This window comes from Pseudoflavonifractor intestinihominis, from assembly GCF_040096055.1.
Lineage (GTDB): Bacteria > Bacillota > Clostridia > Oscillospirales > Oscillospiraceae > Pseudoflavonifractor > Pseudoflavonifractor intestinihominis.
On record NZ_JBBMFK010000015.1, the window covers coordinates 72,928 to 90,869 of the forward strand.

Annotated in this window: 16 protein-coding genes; 8 read left to right on the forward strand and 8 right to left on the reverse strand. The window is 54.3% G+C overall.

Annotation, left to right across the window (positions count from 1 at the left end):
- Window positions 1-27: 27 nt before the first annotated feature.
- The 8 genes from WMO64_RS10340 to WMO64_RS10375 form a co-directional block, all read right to left on the reverse strand.
- The gene (locus WMO64_RS10340) at window positions 28-873 is read right to left on the reverse strand and encodes a hypothetical protein (RefSeq protein WP_349231914.1); all 846 of its coding nucleotides are present in this window, start codon (window positions 871-873) and stop codon (window positions 28-30) included.
- Between the two features lie 118 nt (window positions 874-991).
- A complete protein-coding gene (locus WMO64_RS10345; RefSeq protein WP_349231915.1) occupies window positions 992-4,771 on the reverse strand; it encodes a glycoside hydrolase family 3 C-terminal domain-containing protein in 3,780 nt (1,259 codons plus the stop codon).
- Window positions 4,772-5,036: 265 nt separating this feature from the next.
- On the reverse strand, window positions 5,037-6,167 hold the full coding sequence (locus tag WMO64_RS10350; protein WP_349231916.1) for a GHKL domain-containing protein: 1,131 nt from the start codon (window positions 6,165-6,167) through the stop codon (window positions 5,037-5,039).
- Window positions 6,167-6,658: a LytR/AlgR family response regulator transcription factor gene (locus WMO64_RS10355; RefSeq protein WP_349231917.1), complete on the reverse strand. Its 492-nt coding sequence runs from the start codon at window positions 6,656-6,658 to the stop codon at window positions 6,167-6,169. The genes WMO64_RS10350 and WMO64_RS10355 overlap by 1 nt, the downstream gene beginning before the upstream one ends.
- A 32-nt stretch (window positions 6,659-6,690) precedes the next feature.
- On the reverse strand, window positions 6,691-6,879 hold the full coding sequence (locus WMO64_RS10360) for a response regulator (protein WP_349231918.1): 189 nt from the start codon (window positions 6,877-6,879) through the stop codon (window positions 6,691-6,693).
- A gap of 827 nt (window positions 6,880-7,706) precedes the next feature.
- Window positions 7,707-8,870 carry a tyrosine-type recombinase/integrase gene (locus tag WMO64_RS10365; RefSeq protein ID WP_349231929.1) on the reverse strand — a complete coding sequence of 388 codons (1,164 nt, stop codon included), beginning with the start codon at window positions 8,868-8,870 and terminating at the stop codon, window positions 7,707-7,709.
- A gap of 26 nt (window positions 8,871-8,896) precedes the next feature.
- Window positions 8,897-9,139, reverse strand: coding sequence for a hypothetical protein (locus WMO64_RS10370; RefSeq protein ID WP_021659004.1), 243 nt, complete (start codon window positions 9,137-9,139; stop codon window positions 8,897-8,899).
- 195 nt (window positions 9,140-9,334) lie between these two features.
- On the reverse strand, window positions 9,335-10,648 hold the full coding sequence (locus WMO64_RS10375; RefSeq protein WP_349231919.1) for a SpaA isopeptide-forming pilin-related protein: 1,314 nt from the start codon (window positions 10,646-10,648) through the stop codon (window positions 9,335-9,337).
- Between the two features lie 36 nt (window positions 10,649-10,684).
- Between WMO64_RS10375 and WMO64_RS10380 the strand changes: the two genes are divergently transcribed.
- The 8 genes from WMO64_RS10380 to WMO64_RS10415 all read left to right on the forward strand — a co-directional run bounded on the left by WMO64_RS10380 (window position 10,685) and on the right by WMO64_RS10415 (window position 17,891).
- Complete coding sequence (locus WMO64_RS10380; RefSeq protein ID WP_349231920.1) at window positions 10,685-11,104, forward strand: single-stranded DNA-binding protein; 420 nt, start codon at window positions 10,685-10,687, stop codon at window positions 11,102-11,104.
- A gap of 106 nt (window positions 11,105-11,210) precedes the next feature.
- A complete protein-coding gene (locus tag WMO64_RS10385; RefSeq protein WP_349231921.1) occupies window positions 11,211-12,044 on the forward strand; it encodes a hypothetical protein in 834 nt (277 codons plus the stop codon).
- Between the two features lie 26 nt (window positions 12,045-12,070).
- Complete coding sequence (locus tag WMO64_RS10390; protein ID WP_349231922.1) at window positions 12,071-13,876, forward strand: AAA family ATPase; 1,806 nt, start codon at window positions 12,071-12,073, stop codon at window positions 13,874-13,876.
- A gap of 34 nt (window positions 13,877-13,910) precedes the next feature.
- The gene (locus WMO64_RS10395) at window positions 13,911-14,252 is read left to right on the forward strand and encodes a hypothetical protein (protein ID WP_349231923.1); all 342 of its coding nucleotides are present in this window, start codon (window positions 13,911-13,913) and stop codon (window positions 14,250-14,252) included.
- Between the two features lie 34 nt (window positions 14,253-14,286).
- Window positions 14,287-14,895 carry an Ada metal-binding domain-containing protein gene (locus WMO64_RS10400; RefSeq protein WP_349231924.1) on the forward strand — a complete coding sequence of 203 codons (609 nt, stop codon included), beginning with the start codon at window positions 14,287-14,289 and terminating at the stop codon, window positions 14,893-14,895.
- Between the two features lie 18 nt (window positions 14,896-14,913).
- Window positions 14,914-15,114, forward strand: a complete 201-nt coding sequence (locus WMO64_RS10405) for a hypothetical protein (RefSeq protein WP_349231925.1) — start codon at window positions 14,914-14,916, stop codon at window positions 15,112-15,114.
- Between the two features lie 92 nt (window positions 15,115-15,206).
- Window positions 15,207-15,659, forward strand: a complete 453-nt coding sequence (locus WMO64_RS10410) for a hypothetical protein (RefSeq protein ID WP_349231926.1) — start codon at window positions 15,207-15,209, stop codon at window positions 15,657-15,659.
- A gap of 69 nt (window positions 15,660-15,728) precedes the next feature.
- Window positions 15,729-17,891 carry a helicase-related protein gene (locus WMO64_RS10415; protein WP_349231927.1) on the forward strand — a complete coding sequence of 721 codons (2,163 nt, stop codon included), beginning with the start codon at window positions 15,729-15,731 and terminating at the stop codon, window positions 17,889-17,891.
- Window positions 17,892-17,942 lie beyond the last annotated feature (51 nt).

Genomic DNA, 17,942 nt, shown 5'->3' on the forward strand with positions numbered 1-17,942 from the left:
GCAAGCCCTCCTGATCCAGGCCGGGGGTCAGGCCTTGTCGGCAACGGTCATGCCGGTGGTGCCGCAGCCGTTGTTGTAGGTCACGGCCATCTCCAGCTCAGCGTCGGTGGTCAGCTTGATGCAGTCCACGCAGGGGGCCACGGCGGCGTAGGTGCCCGCCATCTCCACGCCCTGGTTGTTCACCGGGGTGTCGCTGTTGTTGGTGATGAGGGAGATACAGGTATAGCCCGCCTTGAGGCTCAGGGTCTTGGTGATGGTGAAGTCCTCAAAGCCGATAGGGGTGTTGGAGCCGGTGCCGTCCAGGTGGATCTCGCCGCACTCCCACTCGTCGATGGTGTACCGCTCGTGGTTGGGGTCGTCCTTACCCTCGCCGTCGGGGCCGTAGTAGTCCATGAAGAAGGCGTCCCAGTTGCCCTCGGCGCCGCCCTCGGTGGTCTCCTTCAGGTCGTCCTCGGTGCAGGAGTCGATCTGGATGGTGTAGTTGGAGGGGTTGAAGTAGTAGTCCATGGACTCAATGCCCAGACGCACGTCCAGCTGCACGTTGTCCACGTCCCGGTCGCTCTTGATAACAAAGTTTACCGACACGCCGTCCTGATACAGATAGGTCACAAAGCCGTGGTCCTCGCCGCTGACGGAGGGGTCGTCAGAGGTGGAGGCCATGGAGGTGCCGCTGGCCTCGCCGGAGGCGCCGGGGCCGCTCTTGCCCCGCAGGTCGGTGTTCTCGGCCTCAAAGGTGTAGACCTTCAGGCCGCCGGAGGCGGAAGCGCCGCTGCCGCCGGCGGGGGCGCCATCGCCGGTGTCGCAGGCGGTCATAGTGGCCGCCAGGCCAACCGCCATCGCCAGAGCCGTCAGCTTTTTCAGTGTCTTTTTCATATCAATTCTCCTTAAAAGCATATCATTTTTATCAGGATGGGGTACAGGACCCCGGCAGCGGCAGGGGAGCCGCTGCCGGAGCCCTGCTCCGTCTGAGCCGTCAGACAGTCTTCCGGCGTCAGGCATTCACTTTCTTCTTGCTGGACACGGTAAACCAGACGACCGCCACGCCCACGACGGCCACACAGGCGATGACCAGGCCCACAATGGCCACGGTGTTGCTCGCGGCCGCGCCTTGAGCGGGGGCGTCCACCGCCAGGTCAATGGTCTGCACGTAGTTGTTGGTGGAGCGCTCCACGGAGTTGCCCTTGCTGCCCGCCACCACGGTGGCGGTGTTGGTGGTCACGTCCAGCTCCAGGGCGCAGTCGTCATAGGCCAGGAGGGTACCGGTGATCTTGCCGGTCTCGGAGTCATAGGTCAGGCCGTCGGGCAGGTTGTTGATGACCACGGCCACCTCGGTGACGCCGGTGATGCCCGCCTCGTCCTCGTCCGTTGGGGCCGGAATGATATCCACGTTCTTCACCACCGTGGCGTCAATGGCGGTACCGGTGGTGGCGTTCTCAGGCCAGCCCTCAATGGTGATCAGGGGCTCCACCGTGAACATCACGTCCACGGTCTTCTTGGACCAGCCGTCGGCGGTGATGGTGACCTTGCCGGTGTACTCACCCTCGTTGGCCACCCAGCCGGTAATCATGCCGGTGTCGGGGTTGATGGACAGGCCCTCGGGCAGGTCGGTGGCGGAGTACTTGATGTCAGTGGTACCGTAGGTCTCCGGGTCCACCGCCACGGAGGCGGCCACGCCCAGGCCGGCCTTGGTGCTGAAGTTCTGGCCGGTAAACGCCGCCTTGTTCAGGCCGTTCTCGTTGCAGTTGGACACGGAGCCCACCCACAGGATGCGGGTAACGCTCATGCGGACGGTGTAGTACTGGGTGGGAGAGCCGCCCGCGGCGGCGTCATAGAAGCCGTCCACCACGCCGCCCTTGCCGTCCCGGAGGGAGGCGTCCCAGGTGCCGCTGATGGAGTTGTCGCCGCCCTGGGCGGAGAAGCTCAGGGGCAGGTCACAGCCCACGCGCTGGATCATATTCAGCTTGCCCAGGGTGTTGCGGTAGGCGTCGGTGACGCTCTCGCCGTGGAAGCCCCACTCGTCCCGGAGGATGGTGTACTGCACCATGTAGTTGACCTGGCAGGGCATGGCGCCCACCCGGTTGAAGCCGGTCATGACGGCCTTGGCCTTGCTGTCCTCCTTGCCGTCGTAGAGGCCCTTGGCGGCGTACTCGAACTGCTTGAAGTAGATCTCGCGGATGGCCTGCTCGGAGGCGAAGGTGCCGATGCCGTGGCGGTCGGTCTCCTGGTCGTTCAGGCCGAAGTGCTTGATGAAGGCGTACATGCCCTTGGACTGGACGCCGGCCACAACGGCGGAGCCGATCATACCGCCCTGATAGCCGTCCTGGGAGTAGTACTCATAGTTGCGGCCGCAGAAGGGGCTGCGGTGGGTGTTCAGGCCGTTGGCGTACCAGCCGGGGCAGTCCAGATACAGGCTCTCGTTGCCGAACATGACGCCCTGCTGATAGGCCAGGTCGGTGTTCCAGGTGGAGGCCACATTGGTCTCGCAGACCCAGAAGGTACCGTCGGGCCGGTCGGTGGTGCGGAAGGCGTTCACGGTGGCGGGGCCGTTGACGTCGTCGGCCTGGTCCTTGCCCAGGGCCTCATAGCCCGGGGAGATGAAGCCGCCGTGGTGGAGGGACTGGGCCATCTCCTCCCAGGTGAGCTGGTTGACAAACAGGTCCCACGCCTCGGCCTCGGTCTTGCCCCGGAACTCCTCCACGGGATAGCTGTCGGGGATCACGTCGGTGCTCCAGTAGTCCAGACCCACCATGTCCACCAGCTGGATGGGCGCTTTTCCGTCCACCCGGCCGGCCACAGTGCCGTCGGCGCCGGCCACGGCCTGGGTCCAGGTCTCGGGGATGTCCTCATTGGTCTTGTACCAGGGGTCGGTGGGCTTGTCGTTGTCCGAGTTGAAGTATGTAGTATACCGGGTCTCGTCCTGGGCGGTGCCGGCGGTCTGTTCCTCAAAGGTCATGGCCAGCAGCTTGCGCAGGGGCTCGGAATACACCCGCTCGGCCTGGGTGGTGGGGGTGGGGAAAGAGGACACAAAGCCCTCCGCCCGGTTCATCTGCTTCATCTGGGAGCCGCTGGCGGCCTCGCCGGCGTAGTCCTTCACGTTGAGCAGGGTGTCGTACTCGTCGCCGTTGGACAGGGGGGTGTTGTTGCTGGCATCGCTGTCATTGTCCAGCGAGGTGGTCTTGGCGGTCAGCACGCTGGTGATGGCGTCGGACTCGTCGTGGGAGTTGGTGCGCAGGCTGAATCCATAGCTGCCCGCTTCGATCTCCCAGCCCTTGTAGCCGTTGCTGTTGGCATCGTTGTAATCGAAGGAGGCCAGCTCGCCCATGCGCATCCGCATGGTGACCACCTCGGACTGGCCGGGCTGCAGCAGGCCGGTCTTGGCGAAGGAGGCCAGGGACACGGCGGACTTCTCAATCCCGCCGGCGGTGTAGGGAGCCTCCACGTAGAGCTGCACCACCTGCTTGCCCGCCACGCTGCCGGTGTTGGTGACCCGGGCCTGCACCTCCACCATGTCGTCCAGGCCGGTCTTGGCGTTGATGGCGGCGGCCAGCTCATCGCCGGTGGTCACCAGCTCCTGGGAGAAGGTTGTGTAGGACAGGCCGTAGCCGAAGGGATAGAGCACGGACATGTCGTACCACTGCTCGGCGGTGACGGAGGTGTTGGCAGCGCTGCCGAAGATCTCCTGCTCGGCGGCGGTGAACATCTCGTCCACAGCCCCCTGCTGCCAGTCGGCATATCTGGTCTCGTAGTACTTGTAGCCCAGGTAGATGCCCTCCTCATACTCCACCACGTTGCCGGCGCTGGCGTCGGGCTCCTCATCGGTGGCGGAGGCGTACACGGAGTTGTCCTTCTCCCCCACCTGGGTCATGGTGTGGGCGTTCTGCCAGGTGGGGTCCAGCTTGAAGTTGGTGGGGTAGATGTCCACCAGGCGGCCGGAGGGGTTGACCTGGCCGTTGAGGGCCTGGCCCACTGCCATCAGGCCCGAGTTGCCCGGCTGGCCGATCCACAGGATGGCGTCCACGCCCAGATTGTCGGCGGTCTTGTCCGCCTCCATGGGGGTGCACTCAAAGGCGTTGGCGCTGTTGATGAGCACGATGATCTTGTCAAAGCCCTGGGCCTTCACGTACTGGATCAGGGCCTTCTCGTTGTCGTCCAGGCTCTGGACGTGGTCGGCGGGGTCGCTGTGGGTGGGCACGTCGGAGGTGTAGATGTCGTTGCCCTCACCGGCGGTGCGGCCCAGCGTGATGATGGCCGCGTCCTTGAAGAACTGGTAGGAGCTCTCGGCGGGAGCCAGCCAGCTCACAGGGGGGGCCACTGTGATGGCGCCGGTGGTGCCCATGCCGGCGGGCGCCACGGCGGCGGTGTACTTGTTGTTCTCGTAGATCTCCTGTACGCGGGTGTTGACGTTGAAGCCCGCAGCCTTCAGGCTGTCGGTCAGGGTCACGGGGTCGCCGCTGCCGCCGCCCGAGCCGGTGCCGCCGGTGAAGATCTCGTAGGACCGGGCGCCAAACACCGTCACGTTCTTGACCGAGCTGTCAAGGGGCAGGGTGCCGTTGGCATTTTTCAGCAGGACCATGCTCTCCGCCATCAGCTCAATGTTGAGCTCGGAGGCGTACTGCTGCTCCTCCTCGTAGGACCCGAAGTCTGTGTACCACTTTCCGTCCTCGCCCGACGCCATGGCGCTGGGCGAAGCCGCGCCCAGCATCAGCACTGCTGACATTGCCAGCGCGGCCAGTCTGTTTGCTCTTCTTGCATTTCCAGATCGACGCTCCATACCTTTTCCTCCCATATACGTTTCTATGTTCACGGGCACATTCCCGAAAACATCCCGTTCGTATGGACATCAGTATAGCGGAGCGCACTGGACTTGGGGCATATTCAGCAAAAACTGCTGGCAGATGGTCCTAATCTGCATCCTCCTCTGCAAAAACGGCTGATTTTTCAGCATAATCTGCACAGGCCGCCTGTCGGCGGCCTGGTTTTCTGTGCGACATGACAAAAAGCCGGGAACCTGAGTTCCCGGCTTTTTGTCATACCGTCTATTCCTGGCTCTTCCGACTCAGCAAAATCTCCAGCCGGAAGAATCCGTCCTCCGTCAGGCCCATCCGAACCGACCCGCCGTATTTCTCGGCGATGTACCGGAGGCTCTTGGTCCCGTAACCGTGGAGGTTTTTGTCCCGCTTGGTGGTGACGGGCAGGCCGTCCTTAAACTCCGGCGCCACCGAGATGTAGTCGAACCGAATGGCGTTTTTCACGCACCGCCAGCTGATCTCGGTCAGCACCAGGTCAATGGCCGGGTTGCCTGTCTTGGCAACGCTGTCGTAGATCAGCACCGAGCGCTCCAGCTCCTCGATCATCTCGTTGCGCTCCCGGGCGCTGGCGATCTGCTTGAGGGAACCGATCTGCTTTTTCAGGTCGTGGCATTTGATGTTGATGAAGTCCAGGTTGTCCCCGATGACCCGCTGCTGGTCCTTGGACTGCACCAGAAGATGCTCCATAATCATCTTGTCCCGCTCCAGGGAGTTCTGCCTGAACAGTCCGAACAGTTCAAACAGCACCAGGGTGCAGCAGATCACCGAGTACAGGCGGCACACCACCATGGACACAAAGCTGTCTCCGAACTGGCCGTAGGAGGTCAGCCTGCTGAGGATCACGTTCAGGAAGATGACGATCACCGCCAGAACCACAGCGATGACACTGCGGTTCTCAAAGTTGTTGTAGTCGTTGTTGTGCTTGATGAACAGGTAGTAAAAGGCCACCGAGATGGCAATATAGGGCAGGAAGTACAGAATATCGCTCACCAGCACCGGCATATCTGTGGCATAGTAGCGGACGATGGTGAACACGCCGTAGATCAGGTGCTGGAGGGCGTACCCGCCGATGGCGGCGTGGAGCGCGAAGAAGGGCTTGACCTCAAAGGAGTTCAGAATGCCCAGGAAGCATACGCCCCACGTGGCCTCGAAGACCACAAATCCCATGGCCCACTGGCCCTCCGGCCAGGCCACCCGCAGCAGATAGGCGCCGTAGCTGAAGCCGAAGATGAACACCATGGAGCACAGCGTCCGCAGCCAGAACTGCTTTCTGTGGGGGAACTTGTGGACAAACGCGCTTGTACATATGACCAGCTGCAACGCGAAGGCAAAGCCGGTCTTCATCATCCAGCTTCCCATCAGCGGTTCCTCATGTAGGTCATGAATTTCTCTGTGAACTCGTTCTTCTTGCCCCGGCTCAGGGCCAGCTCCTCGGGAAACTTGGAGATGGAGACCGTCCCCTTGTTGACCGACGTCACATGCTCCAGGTTCACCAGGCAGCCGCTGTTGCACAGGGCAAAGCCGCAGTCCGCCAGGGTTGCCGCGCACTCGGACATGGAGGACCCCTTCTCCTCAAAGGTCCCCCGGCTGGTGTGGTAGACCAGGGTGTGCTTGTCCACCATCACATAGTAGATCTCGGACACGGAGAGCCGGATCTTCTCCTTGGACACGGTGAGCACGATCTCCCGGCCCTCCCGCTTTCTGACTTTCTCGATCACCCGGGCCAGCTTGACGCTGAACTGGTAGTATTTCAGCGGCTTGACGATAAAATCCAGGGCGTCCACCTCGTAGCCCTTGATGGCATACTGCATCATGTTGGTGACAAACACGATCCCGATGTTCTTATCCATGCTGAAAATGGTCCGCGCCGTATCCAGCCCGTTCAGATGCGCATCTGGATATCCATAAAGACCAGGTCATAGATGGGCTGGTAGTCCGCCAGGAATTTGACCCCGCTGTCAAAGACTGCCACCTCAAAGTCCACGTTTTTCTCCTGCTCATACCTGGTCAAAAACTCCTGCATGATGTTTATCTGTTCCTGCTCATCCTCCACGATGGCGATCCGAATCATCTGTCCTTCCTCTTCCCCTTGACACACAGCCAATCACACCGAACGCATCTGCGCCGTTTCTCAGGCAGCAAGCCTCTGTCCGGCGGCCGGAGCTGGGTATGGATCCCGGGAGCTCTCCAGCTACTGCGTTCTGCAAGATTTGTGTTTTTGCACAAAATCTCGCCGTTCTCTTTCCCGGTTTTCAATATATCCTATCTCCGTATGGATGTCAAGATGGCTGGTTCTTCCAGTTTGCTCCGTGTATTATACGCTTTTGTTATGAATATTAATAGAATCAGTATTCATCCTTTTACTTGTGCTCCGCTCTTTCCATGTACAATTGCCGATATTCTGTTCCCTGTTCACCCCTGTCTCCATATACCTGGTCCACCACATATTCTCGCCATCACATCTTATCATAAATTAATGTTTATCTATATCAGTTCGCTTTTTTATCGCACTTTTTCTCTTCTATTGGAATTTTATTTCAAATGTTGTTTTGCCTTAGTAGTCTCTCCACTGCGCGCAGAATACTTTCGTACGTTCAGATTGCATCAGTCTTCAATCTTTATATTTATTCAAATAATTATACATTATTCTATCTGCATACTCAAAATAGGTTGCCAGATCAGGACAGCAAAAAACAGCCGGTCCATTCGGACCGGCTGTTTGCTGGCAGTCTGATATAAACTCAGCGCTTGCTGAACTGGGGAGCGCGGCGGGCGGCCTTCAGACCGTACTAAAATGCTCTTACGTCCGTTTTTCCTTGAGATTTCGGGCTTTTCAGGGATTTCGCTCTCCAGTTATCCTATTTTTTAATCGTAAAAATGGATAGCGTCTGTCCAGCTTTATTTTGAACTTTGCCGCTGAAATGCCCCATTCACTACGCTACAAAGTTCTTCGGGTTTATTATACTTCACCTGAGCGTAAATGTCCATCGTTGTCTTACTGTTTTCATGTCCGGCAAGGTATTGGACTGTCTTGGGATCAACGCCAGCATACAGAAGGTTGGTAATATAGGTATGCCGAAGCTGATGTGGCGTCACATCGAAGTCGATGGCATATACCAGTTTTGGATTGTTCTTTTGATGGCCGCCGAGGGTTGGGGTAACAGTGTACTTAATGCTTTGACCGTTGACATACTTATAATAGTTTCGGGGCTTGGCAGTCCGAACGGTCACATACTTCCAAACCCTCTGAAACTGCGAAGCAGATAATGGTTGGCCTTCGCTGTCTGCTATTACATATTCAGATATAGATTCTTCCTTAACTTCCCGCAGTCGATCAACCAAACATTTGGGAATGGGAACGTCCCTGCGGGCCGCTTTGGTTTTTAATGTTGTAGAAATCACCGGTCTGTTATGCTCGGTTCGCCATGCCCTCCTGACAGAAATGTACGGTGCAGGCGTATCCAGAAACACACAATCCCATTGAAGCCCCAGAATTTCCTCCCGGCGCAGGCCGGAATACAGGGCAATCATGATAAACGTATATGGTGGAAGCTCTTTGACGGTATCCAGCAGCAGCTTTGTCTGTTCGTCCGTCAAGGCATCCTTCTTCTTTGCTTGCTTACCTCCTTTTGCCGAGATGCCTTCACAGGGGTTATAGTCAAGTAGTTGGCTGCGCTCTGCCGAGTAAAAGACGCATTTCAGAAGCATATTCACCGTACTATACAATCCAGCCGATTTTGTAGTCAGCGGGATCAATGCCAGCCGAATATCATCCGCCGTCACATCTGACAGATACATAGAACCCAACGGCTCAACTATGTATTTGTTCATGTTAATCGTGTAGCTTCTTAAAGTAGCTGGGGAAACCTTTGCCGACTGCATCAACAGCCATTTCTCACAATATTCTGCAACAGTTGGGTGTTTCCTTTTGAAAATGATTTCCTCAATCTGCCGCCGAGTCTTTAGTTCTTTTTGATACAGTTCCTCACGGGTAGGCGCATACAAACTTACCTGCTTACCGTCCGCATCCAGAACTCGTGTCCTGTAATATCCACACCGGATGAAAAGCGATCAGAAGCATATGCAGTTCACTCATGGCAACACCCGCTTTCCTCTGCCTCCTTCAAAAGTGCCTCTACCAGCTTGCCACTGCGAACCTTGTTCCGATCCGCCAGCACTTTGTTCTGAACACAAAGCACCGCGCGGATATTGGGGACGGTGATACCGGGAATCTCCACCATTTCTTCCGGGGTGATCGTTAGAAGCTGCACCGGCGAATATCCCGCCTGGGCAAAGATACGGAATAACCGTTGTTCAAATCGTTCTCTCATCGCAATCACGCTCCTTTCGTCTTTTTGGGATATGTAAAGGGGCGGCCCCGCAAAGCCGCCCCCGCTGGATTACTTCTTCCGGCTTTTGATCTTGAGAAAGATCAGGCCGCCGAGAATAAAGAGTACCAATCCTACCGCAATGATGGTTTTCAATTCCATAGTCAATTCCTCCTGTCACAAATTTTGACCGCTGTATTATTCAGCGGATTCTTCGTCCTTCCGGCGCTTGCTCACATAGGCCGCAATCCCCAGAACAGCGGCTCCGGCGGCAGATACGCCCATCAGGGTCATCCACAGCCACGGTTTGCTCTCATCACCGGTTTTCGGGGTGTCGCGCAGTTCGTTGTGCATCTGTGCAACGGTGGTCTTATCCGCAAAGATCGTCACCGTCTTATCAGCAGGCAGCACATAGTTAGCGCTGGCATTGTCCGATACCTCCGATACGGTGTAATCGCCCACGCGCAGCCCGGTGATCTCAATCTTGCCGGTGCTGTCGGTCTTGAATGTCTGGTCATAACCATTGGCACCCGTCACGCGGAAGGAGAACCCTTCCACCTTGCCGTCGCTGGATGTCTTTTCGATCCGCAGGGAGCCGGTCTGTGCCGCATTGACAAAGCCCTTTCCGGCTTCATTTTCCACTTCGTAAATTTTGCCGTTCTCGACAATCTCCACATAGTAGGCGTTTTCATCCAACAGGTAGCCCTCCGGCGCTTTGGTTTCCTTCACGAACACACCGCCGTAGAGGATATGGGACATCTCATAGATACCGGTGCTGGTTTCCTCCAGCTTGCCCAGCAGCTCGTCGCCCTCGTCCAGCTCCTTGTTGCCGTTGGTATCACGATATACCTCAAACTCGGCACCGGTCAGCTTGTTGTCCGGGTAATCCTTATCCACTTTGGTAAGGCGCAGGTCGCCATAAACCCGCTCATTGGCGAGAGAGATTTCCACAACCTGTCCATCTTCCTCAATGGTAACGGAGAAGATCTCATCAGAGAGGACAAACCCTTCCGGGCTTTCCAGCTCTTTCAGCACCCAATTTCCATATGGCACATCGGTAAAGGAGAAGCTGCCGTCGTCCGCAGAGGTGGCGGTGGCAATGGCATTTTCTGCGGTAAATTCGCTTTCATCAGACTTGAACAGGCCAATCACAGCCCCACCCAGACCAGTGCCGTTCTCGTCGGTTTTGAGGCCGTGGATTTCACCGCGAATCAGCTCGTTGGTGATGGCCTCGCCATCGTTTGCAGTAATCTCCACCACAGCAACGGACGGCCCGCCGTATTCAAAGTTGAACGGGAAGGTTTCGCCGTTCAGCAGATAATGGCTGTCCGTGGACAGTTCCTTCAGATAGAAGCTGCCGAAGGGCAGGTCGGTAGCACAGGCAGCCTGACCGTTCTCATTCACCGAAATGATTTCCAGAAGCCCATCTGCCGGAATTACGGAACCATCCGCTGCGGTAATATCCTCCTGCGCGTATAGGCCAAAGGTGACAGCGGAAATCTCGCCATTCATACCGATACCGAAGGCTTCATCCTGCTCCAGCAGCTTATGTCATACGCAACGATTAGTCTCATTGGGCGGCTCGTCAACGAACCCGTAGTCCGAGAGGGAAAGGATCAGCGGAAATTTGTGACCTTCAGACTGGCGGTAAACAACCAGTTTGGAGCGACCGAACACGCGGCTTTCTACAGCTGTACCGGAAACGAGTACATGGCCAATCGGATCAACAAGGCCGGCCTGACGAAGGGCCGCCTCATCAAGGTGGATGGTTCCTTCAACCCCCGTGAGTACCAGACCAAGGAGGGCGAGATCCGCATGTCGCTGGATGTCGGCATCTATGACTGGGCCTACATCGGCGGGAAACCGAAAAACGAGGACGGCTCTGAGTCTGCGCAGCAGAATCAGAATGCCACAGGAACGGTACATCCGGAGAGTACCATCGGCGACGAAGACGATCTGCCGCTGTGATGGTCGGAGCAGAAAAATCAAGGCGGGACTGTAAGGTTGAGAGTACTTGCAGTTCCGCCTTTTTCTGCGTTTTCGGAAGGATTGAAACAGGAAGGATGGTGGAGTTATGACGTTTCTGCGTCGAATGAAGTCTTTTACTCTCTTTAAGTATTTGGTGCTGCCTGCATTGCTGCTCTGTGCGGTGATTAAAAAGCCGGCAATGCAGTGGATCGCACTCCTTGCCGTTCTGCTTTGGATTGGCCTCATTGCGTTTGAGGGCGTCTTCCGCATCAATCAGCAGCGAAAGCGTAAGTCCATGAGCAGGCGGAAGCCAGTGCCACCACAGGCGCCGGTGTCGGACGGACAGAGTACGCCAAGGGTTGAGCAGGATATCCAAACTGCGCACAACGAATTGTTCCTGATCCGACAGGTGAACTACCGCATCACGGAGCAGCTGAAGACGAGCTATCCCCTCGTCTCCTGGCTGTGGCTTGTGAGACCGGATGCCAGTCAGTTATGTCGAGGCGGCAGGTTTCGGATCCGCACCTATAACACGGATCCATTCAATTACGGAGAGGTAGAGTTGAGTGACCAGGGTCGACTTACCATCACGATGCTGCAGGCGGTTCCCCTGAAGGACGCTGTGGCCATGGAGCTTGCGGCCAAGGACGACTTGACCCAGGAAGATCTCCTGGAACGCGTGGATGTGAGAACCTGGTATCGCGATCAGGGTGAGCAGGTGCTCTGTCAGATGATTGACGACCTCAACACGCAAGGCCATAAGAAACTCCTCATCAAAGAGGATGGAAATGTGGTCATTGATGTGGCAGGAAAAGAGCAATCGGTGGATCTGCTGAAGAACTTCCCGCCACGCATCGTGTGGGAGGACTTCTGCCAGATTCTGCGTGAAGACGAGATCACTGCTTCCATTCAGAATGAAGGCCTGGCGCTCTCGTGGTAATGAGCAAATTGGAGGTCAATTGAGTTATGGCAAGAGGAAAATTATTTGAAGCATGGACATTCAAACTGTCGCTGCCAGCCCCTTTTGATGACCCGAAGTTCTCAGGGATGCATGACTTCGGCTTGTCCCAGTACAACACTGCCGGCCGCCTTCGTAAGGCGACCTTGCATGCACCGTCTCTGCGTGCGCTTTTCGCCTATGCAAAGCTTGTGCTTGCGACGGAGCAGGGTTCAATGACCGATGGGATGGGCGCGATCGGGCACCAGGAAAACACCTTCCGCATCTCGGAGTACTGCTCGGCGAACAAGACGGACTGCGTGGTATTCAATACAACAACGGGCAAATTCATTGCCAGTCAGTTTGAGGACGGGAGCGATGTCCCTAAGCCCTATACCATTGGGGCCGGCAATGGCTCCGGCACTGCGCTGTTTTTCTGCTTGATGCCGATTCTGGAGGAGGATACTGAGTTTCAGTGTTCCTTCGCCACGTTCAAAGACCACATGGCCAACGGCTGGTCCGATATGGATGGCGCGTTTGAGTGTGCCCTGCGTCTGTGCGATAACATCTATCGCCGCATTGAGTCGGCGGCACAGGTTGGTCAGGCAGGTGTGAAGTTGGCCGTGCCCACGACGGGCAATATCGCCTCCATCTCACCGCTGGCTCTGGATAAGGGAAGTTATGCACCGACCGGTGCTACATACGGGGAATTCAAGATTTTGAAAGTCGGCGTTTCGAATGTGGTTTCAACACCAGTTGTGAGTCATCGCGACTTCGTTGGAAAGTACGCGCTTTCGCAGCGGCAATTGACTGCGAGAGAGGACGCTATGGTGCCCAAGCTGCCGGACTGGTATGTCATTCCAAAAGAGGTTGTTCGTGTGTGTGAACACGCAAAACTGACCTCACAGTCCAGTCAGCCAATGAGGAACTTCCTCTTCAGAGGCCCGGCAGGCACTGGCAAGACGATGGGTGCCCAAGCAGTTGCAGCGGGCATGCATTTACCGTACACGCTGATGACCTGCAGCGCAAACACAGAAATCTCTGACTTGGTCGGTCAGTTCATCCCGGATACCAGCACTGCTGTGGAGCAGGCAGAGAATGATGGTGCGCTTCCTACGATTGCCGACATCATCATGCATCCGCCTTCCGTGTATGAGGAACTCACCGGTGTCTACGATGACGCCAAGACGGAGGATGACGTGCTCGCAAAACTGGTGGAAATCGCGGTTGGTCGGTTGGCACAAAAGGAGGAAAAGCACGGGCAGCGGATCCGCTATGTGGATACACCTCTTTTGGAGGCGATTCGCTATGGATACGTGGCAGAGCTGCAGGAGCCTTCGTGTATTGCCAACCCTGGTGTTCTGGTGGGTTTGAACGCTCTGCTGGATAACTGCCAGGCGATCACGTTGCCGACGGGCGAACGTGTGCAGCGGCACCCAGATACCGTCATCATTGTGACAACGAATTCGGACTATGAAGGGTGTCGGCCGATGAATCAGAGCATCATTTCCCGAATGGATCTGATCTATGATATCGAATCTCCTGACTTGGCCACCATGGTAAAGCGTGTCATGAATGTGACGGGATATACGGACGAACAGGAGGCAACGAAGATGGCGATTGTCGTGCAGGATATCGCAACCCGATGCCGGCAGACGATGATCACCGATGGCAGCTGCGGAATGCGTGAACTCAAGGCCTGGGTGCTCTCGACCATGATCACAAAGGATCCTTATGAGTCGGCGCTCTCCACAGTCATCGCCTCTGCCTCTGCTGATCCGGAAAACCGGGCGGATCTGATTACCACCTGCCTGGAAAAGCAGTATATGCGCTGATAAAAAATGAATGTAATGTGAGGTGTGAATTGTAATGAAATACGACGAGATGACCTGTTTTAGATGTGCTGTTGCAGTGGCAGTAACCTGTATGGAAGATGAACGCCCGCAAAGCGAAACTGTTACGCCGCAGCAAGCGGCAGAGTATATCTGCAATGTGCTGGATATCGTTTTCGCCTACTCCGGGATCGAATGCACAGTTGTTCCTATGATCTATCCGGCCTGCAGCAAGATCCCGCTGATTATTCGGCTCAGCGGGCTGGGTACACGCCTGTTCTGGTTCCATGCCCATGCTGCCCAGGAATATTCATTTAGCATCAACGACGCAAGACGCCTGCCGTTTGATGATGTACTGAAAATGGGACACCAAAGATGATATTCTGATGCCAGAATTCAAAGGAGGTGTCCCAATGTACTATTACAGCAAAAATAGCAGAACTAAAATCATTCACACAGAAGATTGCAGGTATCACCTGGCAATCAGGGAGGAGCACCTGGGCACTTTCCAGACGCTGGTGGAAGCTCACGCAGCCGGCTATCGTCTGTGCAAAGTCTGCAATCCCCTTGTCGGCATCTTCCATGCTGAGGAGGAAACGTTGATGGAGATCTGCCGGCAGAAGGGGCTCTCAATCAGTCTCCGCAGAAACTTCATTTCCATTTCTTCACCCTGGAGCAGTTGGCGGATCCTTGCCGACGATAATCGCAATCACACAAAACTTTACCACCGCAATGACTTCGGGCCAAAGCAATCGGGGCCTGTGGCGGGATACCATGACCAGCATGTCAACTATGCCACGCTCCAGGAATATTTGGGCTACATTATTGATCACGACTACTACCGCATGATGCACCCTCTGTATCCTGCGCCGCAGCCGAAACCAGCTCCAGTGAAAGGTACGAAGCGGTACCGTAAAGCGCAGGCCAGGGAAAAGCGGAAGGCGAAGAAGGCTGCCGTCTGGAATGTACTAAGCATCATTGACTCTCTGTCCGCACAAAATCAAACCCGAACTGTCGTTTGAGAAATGGAGTGACATATCATGACTTTTCTCTACATATGGTCAGGCTTTGCAGGTCTCCTCTGCGTGCTGTTTGTGTTGAAGTTGCTGCTTCAGATCGGGTTGGCCGGAAGCGGACACTATGTGGACTGGTCATCCTATAACGCAATGCTGCTGGGTCTGCTGATTGTGGTGTTCTTTCCGGTCATGGTGCTCGCCGCCTGTCTTAAAAAGGTGCGATAATCCCTCTGGATGGATGTATTCATTTTGACGTGGTAGCCCCGCTATGGTATCCTTTACCATAGATAGGTGATGCACAGGGGAGGTGTTCGGAGATGGGCTCATGCGAAAATGTCCCCTTCCATGGAGAACTTCAGAAGATACGCCTCATTGCCAATAATATGGGCTATGGTCCGCTTCCAGCTCCCGACGAGGAGGTGGAGCAGCGGCTAACGATGACCCGAGAGGGTAAGGTATTGCTCTCCCGCTATTCCTTTCACGATACCATGTGTAATAGGCTCATGAGCCGTAAGCAGTTCTCGGTGGACAGCCGTTGCGTGGAATCTTTGTTCCAGCAGATTTCCACTCACTTTGCCGAGAACGAACTTATCGGTATGGCAACTGATGTACCAATTTGGAATCTGGAGTTGTTTAACACAACGGGCGAAGTTTTTCGTTATACAGGGCCCATGTTACGAAAATTCCATCCTTTTCTTGATGTGATCTCCGACAAACTGAGATTACTTTTGGAGAAAGAACACCTGTTTGCCTTCGATGGTGAACCGTAAAGCATATTTGTTTTGCCCATCAAGCTTTTATATGTAGAGAAAAAATGCTAAAGAGAAGAGGCCTTGAATATGAGCCCATTTGACAAACTTTTTCAGGCACAAGTGGATAAACTTCTTTCCGCTAATAATAAGCGCCGGGCATTCTTTTTCCGTGGTTTTTTGCCCAAACAAATCGAGTTTCTTATTAGACATAAAACCAGCCTATATATGAACGAAGACTTCATTGAGGATGATTGTCTGCAAATTCAGAAAATTGAAGCAAATAAGCGGGCGTTAGTGAAACAGCTTGCTCTGGCGGAAGATTCTGTTGTTGGGTTCTATGAAGAGTTGGTCGCGATCTCCTCTGCTGTCAAGGATGTATCTCTCGTTTTTGATGGTGAAATTGTTATCATCGATAATCCGCTTTTCGAATCAAATGTCCCTAGCCCACTGTCTCTTGAGCAGGCGGTTGCCTTGTTTGAGTATATGCAGACAGATGGCAAGACCGAGAATGATACCTTAGAGGTGCTCAATAGGTATTACCACGAAGTTAATTTCCTTGATGCTGAACATGTATTGGTGGCTCTGGCAAATGTCCACGAAGATACGCATTACCTACGCCTCCCGCTTTTTGATAACAAGGATCTGACTGAAATGGCGATGATAAATCAGCCCGCCGATGAAATACTGGAAGGGTCTTCGGAAGATTGGTTGTATAGATTCTCGGTCATGAGCGGAGCAGCAAATGAAATTGTGTATGTAGTTGATAGTGTCTGCCCACACAATCTAGAAAAGGGACTATTCACAGTCCTCGCTGCGCTGTCCATTCCGCATAGCATTCGCCGCGTTGACACTCGAATTCCGGAGATGGAGTATGATGACTCGCAATTTGAAAAGTACCTTCGACGGTATTGGGGGCCTCAGGCAAAATTCCGGGAGTTAAAGTTCTATAAGCAGCCAAGTGTTTCCAAGGAAATTACAATTATTTCTCAGGGTGCGTTAGTCAGCGAAATAATAGATCAATGTGAAGCTGCTCGGGATGAAGACTGTACTTATAGAGATATTTTCATCACAGCACCGACTGGAGCTGGTAAATCTTTGCTCTTTCAGCTGCCGGCACTTTATATGGCGGAGAAGTATGGGCTTATTACAATTGTTGTTACACCATTGGTTGCCCTCATGCATGATCAAGTTGCGCAGCTTGAACGAGAACGAGGCGTCAAGAATGCGACGTTTCTCAATTCGAAAATAACATTTGAGGAACGTCAGCAACGGATTCAAGAGATCCACGATGGAAAGAAGTCTATTATCTATCTGGCTCCCGAGTTGTTGCTGGCTTCTGGCCTTCAGCCAATTGTTGGTGAAAGAAGCGTTGGACTGTTAGTAATTGACGAGGTTCACACGGTAACTTCTTGGGGACGCGATTTTAGACCTGACTATTGTTTCCTGGGAGATTTTTTGAAGACAATTAAACGTACAGGTCAGCGATTCCCTCTTCTATGCTTAACTGCTACCGCTGTATATTCTGGCCCTGATGATGTTGTCAATGACACAATAGCCGAACTGGATCTTCACAATCCAATCCTACATCTTGGTAACGTGAAACGGGATAATATCAACTTCGAAATCAAGCCCGGTGTTCAGGACGGTAGTGGGAAAAGAGTTGAAACCGTTAAACAAGAATTGATTATCGAGCGGCTAATCAAATATGTTTCTAAAGGAGAAAAAACTCTTGTTTATTGTCCCTACCGTTCGCAAGTAGATTCCATTTATGGTGCGTTGCCAACCGAATATAAGATCAAGATCCGGAGGTATCATTCAAAGATCCATGACGCTGAACGCAAAATAACAGAACGGGACTATCGAGATGGCAAAGCAATTGCATTGATTTGTACGAAAGCCTTTGGAATGGGCATAGATGTCAAAGATATAAAGCACATTATCCACTTTGCACCATCGGGAAACCTCTCTGATTATGTGCAGGAAGTGGGTCGTGCAGCTCGTGATAATAGTATTGTTGGCTTAGCACACATGGATTTCTTCAGCAGTGATATGCGCTATGTAAAGAGCTTGAATGGCATTTCCGAAATGAAGCAATATCAGCTTCGTGAAATGTTAAAGAAGTTGTATAGTATATACAGTGTTAAAAATCACAGGAATCTACTTGTGGCTCCAGATTCTTTCGCTTATCTCTTTGAAGACAGCGATCTGGAAAACAGAACGAAAAGCTGTGTTTGTCAAACGAAAATGTGAGCAAAAGGGCCCCAAAAAAGTGAGCACCTTCAGCACCAGATTTCATGTCGT